Here is a 13,651-nt window from a genome sequence, read left to right on the forward strand (position 1 = left end):
AGGCTGCGATCTTTTGATCTTGAAAAAACAAAAGATCGCAGCCTGCGGCAGCTCCTACAGTTATCGTTTATCGACGGACCTGCTTCAGTGTTTCAGCAATCAAAAACGCCAGTTCCAGCGACTGATCGGCATTCATCCGCGGGTCGCAATGGGTGTGGTAGCGATCCGACAAACCGTCTTCGGTAATCGGCCGCGCACCACCGATGCACTCGGTAACGTTCTGCCCGGTCATTTCGATATGGATACCACCGGCATAACTGCCTTCGGCTTCGTGCACCTGGAAGAACTGCTTCACCTCGCCAAGGATCTGCGCGAAGTCGCGGGTCTTGTAGCCGCTGCTGGCCTTGATGGTGTTGCCATGCATCGGGTCGGAACTCCACAGCACCTGCTTGCCTTCACGCTGGACGGCGCGGATCAGTTGCGGCAAGTGATCGCCGACCTTGTTCGCGCCCATCCTCGCGATCAGGTTCAGGCGGCCCGGATCGTTGTCCGGGTTGAGCACATCGATCAGGCGAATCAGGTCGTCGGGGTTCATGCTCGGGCCGACCTTGACCCCGATCGGGTTGTTCACCCCGCGCAGGAATTCGACGTGGGCGCCGTCGAGCTGGCGGGTGCGGTCGCCGATCCACAGCATGTGCGCCGAGCAATCGTAGTAATCGTTGGTCAGGCTGTCGCGACGCACGAAAGCTTCTTCGTAGTTCAGCAGCAGCGCTTCGTGGGCGGTGAAGAAACTGGTTTCGCGCAGCTGCGGCGAACTGTCCATGCCGCAGGCGCGCATGAATGCCAGGGTTTCATCGATGCGATCGGCCAGGTGGCTGTATTTTTCCGCCAGCGCCGAGTTGGCGATGAAGTCCAGGTTCCACTTGTGCACCTGATGCAGATCGGCAAAACCGCCCTGGGCGAACGCGCGCAGCAGGTTAAGGGTGGCGGTGGACTGGTGATAGGACTGCAACAGGCGCTCGGGGTCCGGCACGCGGCTTTTTTCGTCGAAACCGATGCCATTGACGATGTCGCCACGGTAGGCGGGCAGCGTCACGCCATCGATGGTTTCGTCGTTGGCCGAACGCGGCTTGGCGAACTGCCCGGCCATGCGCCCGACCTTGACCACCGGGCAGCCGGCGGCAAAAGTCATCACGATGGCCATCTGCAGCAACACCTTGAAGGTGTCGCGGATTTTCGCCGCGGAGAACTCGGCGAAGCTTTCGGCGCAGTCGCCACCCTGCAACAGAAACGCGCGGCCCTGGGTCACCTCGGCAAACTGACGGCGCAACTCACGGGCTTCACCGGCAAACACCAGTGGCGGATAGCTGGCCAGGGTCTGCTCGACCTGCTGCAAATGCGCGGCGTCGGGGTATCGGGGTTGTTGCTGGATCGGCAGGGCGCGCCAGCTGTCAGGGCTCCAGGGTTGGCTCATCACGGTCTCTAGTGTTTTCGCTCGGACGTCCATGTTATCAGCAAATTAGTGCGTGACCTGTTCCCGTCGCATCGCTGACAATCTCGCCTTTGCCGCTCTCTACGCGCGGTGTTATTGCGTTGCCGGCCCCGGTGACGGTCAGGAGATGAAATGACTGAGGAACGCGTCGAGCATCTGCTCGCCGAGGTACAGGACGAGTTCGGTGTGATTCGTGTGCTGGAAGTGGCCGATTACCGTTTTCTCGAGTTCGGTGATGCCATCGAGCAAAGCTGCGTGTTCACCGCCGATCCGAGCTGGCTCGAGTACGACTATACCCGGGCGATGCTGATCGGCGCGCTGTGCCACGAGCAACCGGAAAGTGCGCTGTTTCTCGGTCTCGGCGCCGGTACGCTGACCCAGGCCTGCCTCAAGTTCCTGCCGCTGGAAGATGTCGAAGCCATCGAGCTGCGCCCGGACGTGCCGCGCCTGGCCATTGAATATCTGGGACTGGATGATGATCCGCGCCTGTACATCCGCGTTGGCGATGCGCTGGAGTTGCTGGATAGCGCAGAATCGGCGGACCTGATTTTCGTCGACCTTTATACCGATGTCGGCCCCGGTGTCGGCCACCTGGCCTGGAGCTTTCTGGAAAACTGCCAGAAGCGATTGAATCCGGGTGGCTGGCTGGTCATCAATCAGTGGGCGACCGACGATGGCAAACCCCTGGGCGCTGCCTTGTTGCGCGGTTTGTATCACCGCCACTATTGGGAACTGCCGGTGAAGGAGGGCAACGTGATCCTGATCGTGCCTTCGGAGCTGGATCAGGAGCTGGACATGGACGGCCTGATCAACCGCGCCGAAGCGCTGGCGCCGCGGCTGGGATATTCGTTGCAGTCGTTGATCAAGGCGATTCGCCCGGCGACCTGAGGCCCCTGTAGGAGCTGCCGAAGGCTGCGATCTTTTGATCTTGAAAAACAAAATCAAAAGATCGCAGCCTTCGGCAGCTCCTACACGGATTTTCAGCAGCCTTTGAAAATACCGGGCCGCCGCTCCACCATCGACCGCACACCTTCCTTGACGTCCTCGCTAGCCATCAACTTCTTCACCAGCAGTGGTAATGCCTTTGCTGCCGCGGTTTCCCCTTCATAGCGGGCCTGTCGCGCGGACATCAGTGTCGCTTGAACGCCGAGCGGCGCCTGACGAGCGATCCGCTCGGCCAGTTCAATCGCCCGGGGCAGCAAGTCCTCGCTGGCCATGACCTCCTGCACCAGACCCAGGTGCAAGGCGTCACGGGCGTCGAACTCATCCCCGGTCAACAGCCAGCGCATGGCATTGCCCCAGCCGGCCACTTGATGCAGGCGCAGGGTGGCACCGCCGAACGGAAAGATCCCGCGTTGGACTTCCATCTGTGCGAACCGGGTGTTGCTGGCGCACAGGTTGATGTCGGCGGCCAGCATCAACTCGATGCCGATGGTCAGGCAATAACCCTGGGCGGCGACAATCACCGGTTTGCTGACCCTGGGACCTGCGAACACCGCCCACGGATCACAGCCGCCGGGTGGAACCTGCCAGCCATCTGCCAGTGCCACGCTGGCATTGACCAGATCGAGCCCGGCGGTAAAGTGCTCACCATGAGCGAACACCACCGCCACCCGCGCCTCGCTATCGGCCTCGAACTCGCCATAGGCCAGGCTCAGCGCGTTGAGCAGATCGAGATCGAAGGCGTTGCGCTTGGCCACCCGATCCAGGCCGATCAGGAACACATGGCCGCGCCGTTCGCGGCTGACTCGACTGGAGCTGGACTGATTCATGGAGCGGTCCTCGGGGGTGGGAAAGGCGTGCGGGGACCTGCGGTCTGCACGGTAAAGGGTGAACCGTTTTAGCGCCATCACCCGCAAGGCCGGGCCTTTGAAAAATAGACGGCTGACCGATTATTCGCAAAGCCTGTGACACAACGGTGTATCCGGCGGATTTCCGATAAAAAAAGCTCCCTTTTTTGACGAATTCCGGTATAGTGCGCGCCGGCCTTTAACCGGGCCGCGTTTAGGTAGCGCAATTCCCCGAAGCCAGCTTCGGCTGCACGTCCGCCCAGCGGACTCTTCCTTGACGATTCTTTTCATTCATTCGTTTTCGCAAATCCCCGCCGACAAAGCTGCCAGGGCGACTCTTGAGTCTCAACACGGCATGTGCAGCTTTGGAGCATGGGTCTTTGCGGATGCACTTAGAGGCAGACCCATGACCCAGGAAATCGGCGGCTTCGCCGCTCTTGAACTTCATCCAAATATTGTCGCTGCAGTAGTCGCTACCGGCTATGAAGAGCCTTCGGCCATTCAGCAGCAGTCGATCCCGATCATTCTCGCCGGTCACGATATGATTGGTCAGGCGCAAACCGGTACCGGTAAAACCGCTGCCTTTGCCCTGCCAATTCTGCACCGCATTGATCCGTCCAAGCGCGAGCCGCAAGCTCTGATCCTGGCCCCAACTCGTGAGTTGGCGCTACAAGTTGCAACCGCTTTCGAAACCTACGCCAAGCAAATGCCGGGCGTGACTGTTGTGGCTGTCTACGGCGGCGCGCCGATGGGCCCACAACTGAAAGCAATCCGTAATGGCGCACAAATCGTTGTCGCCACTCCGGGCCGTCTGTGCGACCACCTGCGTCGCGACGAAAAAGTACTGGCGACCGTGAACCACCTGGTTCTCGACGAAGCCGACGAAATGCTCAAGCTGGGCTTCATGGACGACCTGGAAGTCATCTTCAAGGCCATGCCGGAAACCCGTCAGACCGTACTGTTCTCGGCAACCCTGCCTCAGTCGATCCGTGCCATCGCCGAACGCCACCTGCGCGATCCGAAGCACGTCAAGATTCAGAGCAAGACCCAGACCGTTACCGCGATCGAGCAGGCTCACCTGCTGGTTCACGCTGACCAGAAGACTTCGGCCGTTCTCAGCTTGCTGGAAGTGGAAGATTTCGACGCCCTGATCATGTTCGTGCGCACCAAACAAGCGACCCTGGACCTGGCCAGTGCCCTGGAAGCCAAAGGCTACAAAGCCGCTGCGCTGAACGGTGACATCGCCCAGAACCAGCGTGAGCGCGTGATCGACTCCCTCAAGGATGGCCGTCTGGACATCGTTGTGGCGACCGACGTTGCCGCTCGTGGCCTGGACGTTCCGCGCATCACTCACGTGTTCAACGTTGACATGCCGTACGATCCGGAATCCTACGTTCACCGTATCGGCCGTACCGGCCGTGCCGGTCGCGAAGGTCGTGCACTGCTGCTGGTGACTCCGCGTGAGCGCCGCATGCTGCAAGTGATCGAGCGTGTAACCGGTCAGAAGGTTGCTGAAGTTCGCCTGCCGGACGCTCAAGCCGTTCTGGATGCGCGCATCAAGAAACTGACCAACAGCCTGTCGCCGCTGGTGGCCGAGGCCGAATCGACCCACGGTGATCTGCTCGATCGCCTGACCGCCGACATCGGTTGCAGCCCGCGTGCCCTGGCCGCAGCCCTGCTGCGCAAGGCAACCAACGGTCAAGCGCTGAACCTGGCCGCTATCGAGAAAGAGCGTCCACTGGTGCCGAACAATGCACCGCGTGGCGATCGTCCAGAGCGTTCCGGTGATCGTCCTGAGCGTGGCGACCGCGAGCGTCGTGCTCCGATGCCGCTGGGCGAAGGCCGTGCACGTTGCCGTACCGCGCTGGGCGCGCGTGACGGTATTGCCGCCAAGAACCTGCTGGGTGCCATCCTCAACGAAGGTGGCCTGGCGCGTGAAGCGATCGGTCGCATCCAGGTGCGTGACAGCTTCAGCCTCGTCGAGCTGCCGGAAGATGGTCTCGAGAAGTTGCTGACCAAGCTGAAGGACACTCGCGTTGCCGGCAAGCAGTTGAAGCTGCGTCGCTACCGCGAAGATTGATCCGCTCTCGGGCTGATTGATCGAACATGAAAAATCCCCGACTGGTTCGGGGATTTTTTTGCCTGTAAAAAAGATCGCAGCCTGCGGCAGCTCCTACAGGGGATCGCATTCCTTCTGTAGGAGCTGCCGAAGGCTGCGATCTTTGATTTTTGGGTTAGCCGAAACGATAGATGTCCATGCCCAGTGCGCCCATGGTGAACCCCTGATGGGCAATGCTGAACGGCCCGCCGGCGGCGCGGGCGAAGTACAGCGGCAACAGGTGTTCGTCGCTGGGGTGGTTGCGCACGGCATGCGGTGCCTGCGCGCGGTAGTCATGCAGTGCGGCTTCGTCGTTCACTGCGAGTTTCTCGATCATCCAGTCGCGAAACGCCAGCGCCCAAGGCTCAACGCTCTCGGGGCCGGCGTGCCAGTCCAGCTCCCGCAGGTTGTGAGTGATGCTGCCGGAGCCGATCAGCAGGACGCCGTGCTCGCGCAGGCTGGCGAGCGCGTGGCCAACGCGGGTCTGTAGAGCGGGGCCGGCCCGGGTGGGCAGCGAAACCTGGACAATCGGGATGTCTGCTTGCGGGTACATCAGCGATAAAGGCACCCAGACGCCATGGTCGAAAGGCCGATTGCTGTCGATGCGCGCAGGAAAGCCAGCGGTTTTCAGTAGCTCGGCAACCTCTGCGGCGAGTCGTGGGTCGCCGGGTGCCGGGTACTGGACCTCGAACAGGGCTTTGGGGAATCCACCGAAGTCATGCCAGGTTTCAGGCTGCGGATTGCCGCTGACCAGCAGCTCATTGCTTTCCCAATGTGCAGACACAATCACGATGGCTGTGGGCTTGGGGATCTCGGCGGCCAGGCGGGCGAGTGCCGGTCCGCTGGCGCCGGGTTCCAGTGCGAGCATGGGGGAGCCGTGGGATATGTATAGGCTGGGGAACATGAATGAGCTCCTGAGAGTTAAGATGCAACATCTTCAGTCAGATCATTAATCTAAATCTAATATAAGTTTTAGGGTGTTTTGATCGAATTTTCGGGGTTATTTATGCAGCCGGAGTTTTGGCACAAGAAATGGGCGGCGAATCAGATCGGCTTTCACCTGCCGCAGGTGAACCCTCATCTGAAGCGGTTCTGGCCAGCGTTAAGCCTTGAAGAGGGGGCGCGCGTGTTGGTGCCGTTATGTGGCAAAAGCCTGGATTTGCTTTGGCTCGCCCATCAAGGCCATGAGGTCCTGGGAGTCGAACTGTCGGAAAAAGCCATCGAAGAGTTTTTCAGTGAGCATGGCTTTGATCCGGCCGTCAGTGAGCAGGGGCCGTTCAAGGTCTATCGGGCAGGCTCCATTGAGCTTTGGTGTGGCAATTTCTTTGAGCTGACGGCCGGTGACACGGCTGATTGCTCCGCGCTCTATGATCGCGCCGCGTTGATTGCGTTGCCGGCGGAAATGCGCGAGCGCTATGCCGCTCACTTGAAGCGGATACTGCCGAAGGAGTCCCATGGTCTGGTGATAACCCTGGACTATGACCAGGCGCAAATGCCCGGTCCGCCGTTTGCTGTGCTCGATGATGAGGTGCGGCGGTTGTTCGGGGACTCATGGGCGCTGAAGATCCTGGAAGATCAGGATGTGTTGAGCGAAAGCGGGAAGTTTCTGGAGGCAGGTGTCACGCGGCTGGAGGAGCGGGTGTATCGGGTTACCAGTCGGTAATAGTGACTGTCTGCACCCTGAAACACACCGAAGTATTCAAGCAGACAAAAAAAGGCCCGCATCGCTGCGGGCCTTTTCATTTGCGGTGGAGCCTCTTAGCCGCGACGACGAGCCAGGGCGTCGATACGCTCTTCCAGTGGCGGGTGGCTCATGAACATGCGAGCGAACCCTTGCTTGATGCCACCATTGATGCCGAAGGCGTTCAGGGTGTCGGGCATGTGCACCGGCAGGCCTTGTTCCGCTCGCAGGCGCTGCAGGGCGCCAATCATTGCGGCAGTGCCGGCCAGGTTTGCACCGGCTTCGTCGGCACGGAATTCGCGCTTGCGCGAGAACCACATGACGATGGCGCTGGCCAGGATGCCCAGAACCAGTTCGGCGAAGATGGTCGCCACGTAGTAGGCAATGCCCTGGCCTTCTTCGTTCTTGAAGATCACCTTGTCGACGAAATTGCCGATGATCCGGGCGAAGAACATCACGAAGGTGTTCACCACGCCCTGGATCAGTGCCAGGGTAACCATGTCGCCATTGGCCACGTGGCCGATTTCGTGGGCCAGGACGGCTTTCACTTCATCGGGTGAAAAGCGCTCGAGCAAGCCCTGGCTTACGGCGACCAGTGCGTCGTTCTTGTTCCAGCCGGTGGCGAAGGCGTTCGCCTCGTAGGCGGGGAAAATACCGACTTCGGGCATCTTGATCCCGGCTTCGCGGGACAGTTGCTCGACGGTTTGCAGCAGCCATTGCTCGTGACGGGTGCGTGGCTGGGTGATGATCTGGGTGCTGGTGCTCATCTTCGCCATCCACTTGGAGATGAACAGCGAGAACAGTGAACCGGCGAAACCAAAGACCGCACAGAAAATCAGCAGCTGATTGAGGTTGAGATCAACCCCATTGGCCGCCATGAACCCGTTGAAGCCGAAAAGGCTCAGGGTGATGCTGGCAATCAGCACGACCGCCAGGTTAGTGGCCAAGAACAGCAGGATGCGCATCATGGTTGTAGAAATCTCCTCATGCTAAAGATGTAGCGTACTGCGGGGTATATAAGGTGCTGCACCGGGGTATTCAACCGGGTGACTATTTCAAACTGTGTCCTACGGCAATAGTTTAGCTGCTTGCAGGGTATTTCCGACGCGAGTGCGGGAAGTGTTTGTCAGTCAATTCCTGTCGAAGGCCCTGCCTTTGTTGGGCGCGAGCAGGCACGGCGTTGTCCGGCAGCGGGCAAGACAACTGCCAGTGACGCAATGCAAACAAATGTTGCCGGATGAAAATCACCGTGCGACGGTCAGGCGTGTCGCACGGTGGCGGGCGCTTACTGGCGGTAGGATTTGAGGAAGCCGCCGATGCGTCCGATGGCCATCTCCAGGTCGTCGACACGTGGCAGGGTCACGACGCGGAAGTGGTCTGGCCATGGCCAGTTGAATGCGGTGCCTTGAACCACCAGCAGCTTTTCGGAGAGCAGCAGGTCGAGGACGAATTTCTCGTCGTTGTGGATCGGGCAGACTTTCGGGTCGATGCGCGGGAAAGCGTATAGGGCGCCCATCGGCTTGACGCAGCTCACGCCCGGAATGTCGTTGAGCAATTCCCAGGTTCGGTTGCGCTGTTCGAGCAGGCGACCTTGCGGCAGCACCAGGTCATTGATGCTCTGGTAGCCACCCAGGGCGGTCTGGATCGCATGCTGGCTGGGCACATTGGCGCACAGGCGCATGTTCGCCAGCATGTCGATGCCTTCGATGTAGCTCTGGGCGTGGTGTTTCGGACCGGAGATGGCGATCCAGCCGGAACGGAAACCGGCCACGCGATAGGACTTGGACAGACCATTGAAGGTCAGGCAAAGCAGGTCCGGCGCCAGGGAGGCGGTGCAGATGTGCACGGCATCGTCGTAGAGGATCTTGTCGTAGATCTCGTCGGAGAACACCACCAGGTTGTGCTGGCGGGCCAGTTCCAGCATGCCCAGCAGCACTTCCTTCGAATACACGGCGCCAGTCGGATTGTTCGGGTTGATGATCACCAGGGCCTTGGTGTTCGGGGTGATCTTGGCCTTGATATCGGCCAGGTCTGGCCACCAGTTGGCTTGCTCGTCGCACAGGTAATGCACCGGATTACCGCCGGACAGGCTCACGGCGGCGGTCCAAAGCGGGTAGTCAGGCGCAGGTACCAGCACTTCGTCGCCATTGTTGAGCAGGGCCTGCATCGACATCACGATCAGTTCGGAAACACCATTGCCCAGGTAGATGTCTTCAATGCCGACGCCTTCTACCTGCTTTTGCTGGTAATACTGCATCACGGCCTTGCGCGCACTGAACAGGCCCTTGGAGTCGCTATAGCCCTGGGCGGTCGGCAGGTTGCGGATCACGTCCTGGAGGATTTCATCCGGCGCTTCGAAACCAAAAGGCGCCGGGTTGCCGATGTTCAGCTTGAGGATGCGATGGCCTTCCTCTTCCAGGCGCTTGGCGTGCTTGAGCACCGGGCCGCGAATGTCGTAGCAGACGTTGGCGAGCTTGTTCGATTTGCTGACCTGCATGGCGATGTGTTCCCGAAAATGAACGATCCAGACGGCGTTTGGGCAGCCGTGCTGGGAATCCTGCGTATTCACACAGGCCCGGCGCCTTGAGATGCAGCACCCATATTTCCGTTTGAATGCGCGTGGTCTGGCTGCCAGACTGGCGTTTGACGAGGCGCAATCATACGTGCCGCCCGATCCGTGGAAAAGGTACAGATCGGGCTTTTTCAGCCGCTGAGGTGTGATGATGGAAAAGTTGGAAAAAACCCTGGAAGAATGGAAGGCGATGCTCGATCCGGAGCAGTACAACGTGTGCCGCCTCAAAGGCACCGAACGTCCGTTTTCCGGTAAATACAACGCCACCAAAACCGACGGTGTCTACCACTGCATCTGCTGTAGCGAACCGCTGTTCGACTCCAGGACCAAATTCGATTCCGGCTGCGGCTGGCCGAGTTTCTACGCGCCGATCGGCGACAGCGCCATGACCGAGATCCGTGATGTCAGCCACGGCATGATTCGCACCGAAGTGGTCTGCGCCAAATGCGACGCGCACCTGGGGCATGTTTTCCCTGATGGTCCGCCGCCGACTGGCCTGCGTTATTGCATCAACTCCGTGTGCCTGGACCTCGTTCCTCGCGACTGATCCGAAGCGAGCGGACCATGCGCTGAACCTGTAGGAGCTGCCGCAGGCTGCGATTTTTTGATTTTGTTTTTTCTGGATCGCAGAAGATCAAGATCAAAAGATCGCAGCCTGCGGCAGCTCCTACAGGGTTGCGTGCCGGATAGCTGGCCTGACTTGAGCAATTAGATTGCACACAATTCAATTGCTCGCTATTTTAGCGTCTCTGGCATTCACTCGGAACCTCAAACATGAGCGACAACCTGCTGAGCATCCCTTGCACCACAATCAAGGGAGAGCAAAAGACCCTGGCGGACTTCGCCGGCAAGGCCGTGCTGGTGGTCAACACGGCCAGTAAGTGCGGTTTCACTCCGCAGTACAAAGGCCTGGAGGAGTTGTGGCAGACCTACAAGGACCAGGGCCTGGTGGTGCTCGGTTTTCCCTGCAACCAGTTCGGCAAGCAAGAGCCGGGCAATGAAGGCGCGATCTCCGAATTCTGCGAGCTGAACTTCGGTGTCAGTTTCCCGCTGTTCAAAAAGATCGAAGTCAACGGCGCCGGCGCCCATCCCTTGTTCGTGCAGTTGAAAAAGCGCGCTCCGGGTGTACTGGGTTCCCAGGGCATCAAGTGGAACTTCACCAAGTTCCTGATCGGCAAGGACGGGCAATTGGTCAAGCGCTTCGCCCCGGCGACCAAGCCGCAGGACCTGACCCGCGAGATCGAAGCCCTGCTCAAATGAACACCTTGTCCGTCGATTCCCTGAAGCTCGACAGCCAGCTGTGTTTCAAGCTGTACGCAGCTTCCCGTGCGGTCATTCGCGCCTACAAGCCAATGCTCGATCAGTTGGGCCTGACTTACCCTCAGTACCTGGCGATGCTGGTGCTGTGGGAGTGGCAGGAAGCAGCCCCCGAACAACCGACCGTGAAGGCATTGGGTGAGCGTCTGGCCCTGGATTCCGGCACGTTGACCCCCTTGCTCAAGCGCCTCGAACAACTGCAACTGGTGCAGCGTCAGCGTTCGGCGCGCGATGAGCGTGAGGTGCACCTGAGCCTGTCGCCCGCCGGAACGGCCTTGCGCGATCAGGTCGGGCCACTCAAGGCGCGGTTGTTGTGCGACAGCGGGGTCGACCTGAATCGTCTCAACGACTTGCGCGATGGTCTCGACCACCTGTTGGGACAGATCAGGGCGCTGTCGTAGCGGGGATCCACAAGTCCAGCAGGGCGGCCAGTTCTTCGCGCCGGAAGGGTTTGGCCAGGTAGTCGCTCATGCCCGCGGCACGACAGCGTTCGCGCTCCTCCGACATGGCGTTGGCCGTCAGGGCGACGATGGGCAGCTGGGGCCAGCGTCCGCTACGGCGGATCTGCCGGCTGGCTTCATAGCCGTCCATCACCGGCATGTTGCAGTCCATCAGCACCAGGTCGAACTCCCGTTGTTCGAGTTGATCCAGGGCCTCGGCACCATGGGCCGCGGTGGTGACCTCGCAGCCGAGTTTGCCGAGCATGCCCTTGGCCACCAGCTGGTTCACCGGATTATCTTCCACCAGCAGTACGCGCCCGCGGCGTAGCGGGCATTGCGTTTCGAGCCGGACATCGTTGACCGGGTGGATTTCCGGTTGCAGGATCCGTCGCAAGCTCCGATACAGCGTATTGCGGGCCAGGGGACGTGCCTGTTGTTGCAAGGGGGCGAGGGCGTTTACCTCTTCGCTGGGCATGAAATTGCCATAAGCGGTGATCAACAGGATCGGCGCGCTGAGGGCGGGGCGCAAATTGAACAGACATTCAGGGCAGTCGGTGATGAGCACGTCGGCTGCCAGGCCAAGCAGTGAGTCATCCATGGAGCGCCGTTCATAATCCAGCCCCCAGCCAGGCAGCAGGCTGTTCAGCAGTTCGCCCAGCCCGCTGCTGGCGGCCGTGATGGCGACGACTTTGCCATTGAGCGCAACAGCAGGCATTGCGCGGGTATGGCTGGGTAACGGCAGATCGGCGCAGAACTGACTGCCAAAACCCGCTTCGGAGCTGATCGTCAGGCGCCCCTGCATGGCTTCGCAAAGGTTGCAGGTCAGCGCCAGGCCCAGCCCGGTGCCGCCAAATTGGCGGGTAATACCGGCACCGGCCTGGGTGAAAGGCTGGAAGATCCTGGCCTGGGCTTCCTGGGGGATGCCGATGCCGGTGTCGCACACTTCGATTCTGACGCCGTCCCCGAACGTTGACAGGCGCACGTCGACACGCCCGAATCGGGTGAACTTGAGGGCGTTGGACAGCAGGTTACTGACGATCTGCCGCACCCGGGTCGGATCGCCGAGCACCAGTGCCGGGAAATGCGGATCGATCAGGCAGGTCAGTTCGACGCTGGGGGCGGCGTTCTGCGACAGCAGGTTGGCGGTGTCCTCGATCAGCGCTCCGAGATCGAAGGGGATGTGTTCGAGTTCGAGTTGACCGGCATCGAACTTCGACAAATCGAGGATATCGTTGAGCAGTTCCACCAGTACCTTGCCCGAGTCGTGGGCAATCGACAGCTGTTGCTGTTGTTCGGCATTCAGCGGTCCGTCGAGGGACAGCGCGATCATCCCGAGCAAGCCATTGAGGGGCGTACGTATTTCATGGCTCATGTTGGCCAGGAACACCGAGCGGGCTTCGGCCATGTCGAGGGCGGTACTGCGCGCGGCTTCCAGTTCCTCGTTGGATTGACTCAGCCGGGCGTTGATTGCCTTGAGTTCGGCGGTGCGGGCCGAGACGATGTTTTCCAGTTGGCCAAGATATTCGGTCAGGCGGTTTTCCGCGTTGCGCCGCTGCCGGATTTCGGTGGCGATGTTTTTGAATTGCTGGTTGGCAACCTTGACCAGTACACCGATCTCATCGTTGGCGTGCCCGACGGGACACTCCAGCGACGTCGGTTCGGTGTTGCCCGGGTCGCGACCGCTGAGCTCACGGATCACCCGCACCAGGGGTTTGGTCAGCATCACATAGAACAACGCCAGCAGGATGCCGGACAGCAGCAGGCTGCGGGCGAAGCCATTGATCAGGGTCACTTCGGCCCGGCGCAGGAACCGGTTGCCGAAGGCGTAGGTATCGACCTTCAGCCGCAGTGTACCCAGGGATTCGCTGGGTAAATGATCCAGGTAAAGCCGGTCTTCGAACTGTCGGCTGGCACCGAACAGGAAGTCACTGAGCATGCGGTAGCCGTTTTGCACCTCGGGTCGCTTGGCGTTGGCCAGCACGGTGCCGTTGTTGTCGGTCAGTTTCGCGCCGATGATCGCCGGCGAGCGCAGCAGGCCCTGGGTCAGTTCCTTGGCAAGTTCGGCGTCGATGTTGTAGGCGATTCGCGAGGCCGGGTTGTGGCTGATTTCCAGTAATGAAAGGATTTCACGATTGATGGAGGCGTCTTCACTGGCATAATCGATGCCTATTTGCAGCAGGCTGAGCAGCGTGCCCAGAATGAAACCGACCAGCACGGTAAGCCGGGCTTGCTTGAATGACAGCCGGTTGGTGAATTTGATGTCCATGGGGGGGTGAACCACTTCCGTTTCCTTTCGCTGCTCAAGCATAGTCGATCATGCC

The 13,651-nt window shown here is 60.1% G+C and carries 12 protein-coding genes; 6 read left to right on the forward strand and 6 right to left on the reverse strand.

Annotated elements, in window-relative coordinates; translation table 11 throughout:
* Positions 1-67: 67 nt before the first annotated feature.
* Positions 68-1,414 (reverse strand): class II 3-deoxy-7-phosphoheptulonate synthase, encoded by a 1,347-nt coding sequence (locus KW846_RS14110; RefSeq protein ID WP_007973530.1) that lies wholly within the window; start codon positions 1,412-1,414, stop codon positions 68-70.
* A 150-nt stretch (positions 1,415-1,564) separates the two neighbouring features.
* Here KW846_RS14110 and KW846_RS14115 point away from each other — a divergent pair, with 150 nt between their 5' ends.
* A complete protein-coding gene (locus KW846_RS14115; protein ID WP_116580074.1) occupies positions 1,565-2,320 on the forward strand; it encodes a spermidine synthase in 756 nt (251 codons plus the stop codon).
* A 92-nt stretch (positions 2,321-2,412) separates the two neighbouring features.
* On the opposite strand, the gene KW846_RS14120 is transcribed toward KW846_RS14115, so the two are convergent.
* Entirely contained in the window at positions 2,413-3,204 is a 792-nt protein-coding gene (locus KW846_RS14120) for a crotonase/enoyl-CoA hydratase family protein (RefSeq protein WP_218482876.1), read from the reverse strand.
* A gap of 424 nt (positions 3,205-3,628) precedes the next feature.
* Between KW846_RS14120 and KW846_RS14125 the strand changes: the two genes are divergently transcribed.
* On the forward strand, positions 3,629-5,302 hold the full coding sequence (locus KW846_RS14125; protein WP_007973525.1) for a DEAD/DEAH box helicase: 1,674 nt from the start codon (positions 3,629-3,631) through the stop codon (positions 5,300-5,302).
* Positions 5,303-5,456: 154 nt separating this feature from the next.
* On the opposite strand, the gene KW846_RS14130 is transcribed toward KW846_RS14125, so the two are convergent.
* Complete coding sequence (locus tag KW846_RS14130) at positions 5,457-6,224, reverse strand: class III extradiol ring-cleavage dioxygenase (protein WP_218482878.1); 768 nt, start codon at positions 6,222-6,224, stop codon at positions 5,457-5,459.
* Between the two features lie 102 nt (positions 6,225-6,326).
* On the opposite strand from KW846_RS14130, the gene KW846_RS14135 reads away from it, so the two are divergent.
* Positions 6,327-6,983 carry a thiopurine S-methyltransferase gene (locus KW846_RS14135; protein WP_218482880.1) on the forward strand — a complete coding sequence of 219 codons (657 nt, stop codon included), beginning with the start codon at positions 6,327-6,329 and terminating at the stop codon, positions 6,981-6,983.
* 95 nt (positions 6,984-7,078) lie between these two features.
* Here the strand turns inward: KW846_RS14135 and htpX are convergent, their stop codons facing one another.
* On the reverse strand, positions 7,079-7,969 hold the full coding sequence (htpX, locus tag KW846_RS14140; protein WP_007973520.1) for a protease HtpX: 891 nt from the start codon (positions 7,967-7,969) through the stop codon (positions 7,079-7,081).
* Between the two features lie 317 nt (positions 7,970-8,286).
* The gene (locus KW846_RS14145) at positions 8,287-9,498 is read right to left on the reverse strand and encodes a pyridoxal phosphate-dependent aminotransferase (RefSeq protein WP_007973513.1); all 1,212 of its coding nucleotides are present in this window, start codon (positions 9,496-9,498) and stop codon (positions 8,287-8,289) included.
* 226 nt (positions 9,499-9,724) lie between these two features.
* Between KW846_RS14145 and msrB the strand changes: the two genes are divergently transcribed.
* From msrB to KW846_RS14160, 3 genes are all read left to right on the forward strand, one after another.
* On the forward strand, positions 9,725-10,120 hold the full coding sequence (gene msrB, locus KW846_RS14150; RefSeq protein WP_007973511.1) for a peptide-methionine (R)-S-oxide reductase MsrB: 396 nt from the start codon (positions 9,725-9,727) through the stop codon (positions 10,118-10,120).
* Between the two features lie 227 nt (positions 10,121-10,347).
* Complete coding sequence (locus KW846_RS14155; RefSeq protein WP_008002671.1) at positions 10,348-10,833, forward strand: glutathione peroxidase; 486 nt, start codon at positions 10,348-10,350, stop codon at positions 10,831-10,833.
* A complete protein-coding gene (locus KW846_RS14160) occupies positions 10,830-11,291 on the forward strand; it encodes a MarR family winged helix-turn-helix transcriptional regulator (protein WP_007973507.1) in 462 nt (153 codons plus the stop codon). Before KW846_RS14155 ends, KW846_RS14160 begins: the two co-directional genes overlap by 4 nt.
* Here the strand turns inward: KW846_RS14160 and KW846_RS14165 are convergent.
* Positions 11,275-13,596: a response regulator gene (locus tag KW846_RS14165; RefSeq protein ID WP_218482882.1), complete on the reverse strand. Its 2,322-nt coding sequence runs from the start codon at positions 13,594-13,596 to the stop codon at positions 11,275-11,277. The genes KW846_RS14160 and KW846_RS14165 overlap by 17 nt on opposite strands.
* Between the last annotated feature and the right edge of the window lie 55 nt (positions 13,597-13,651).

Origin of the sequence: Pseudomonas sp. PDM32 (genome assembly GCF_019219225.1) — a bacterium.
Classification (GTDB): domain Bacteria; phylum Pseudomonadota; class Gammaproteobacteria; order Pseudomonadales; family Pseudomonadaceae; genus Aquipseudomonas; species Aquipseudomonas laurylsulfatiphila.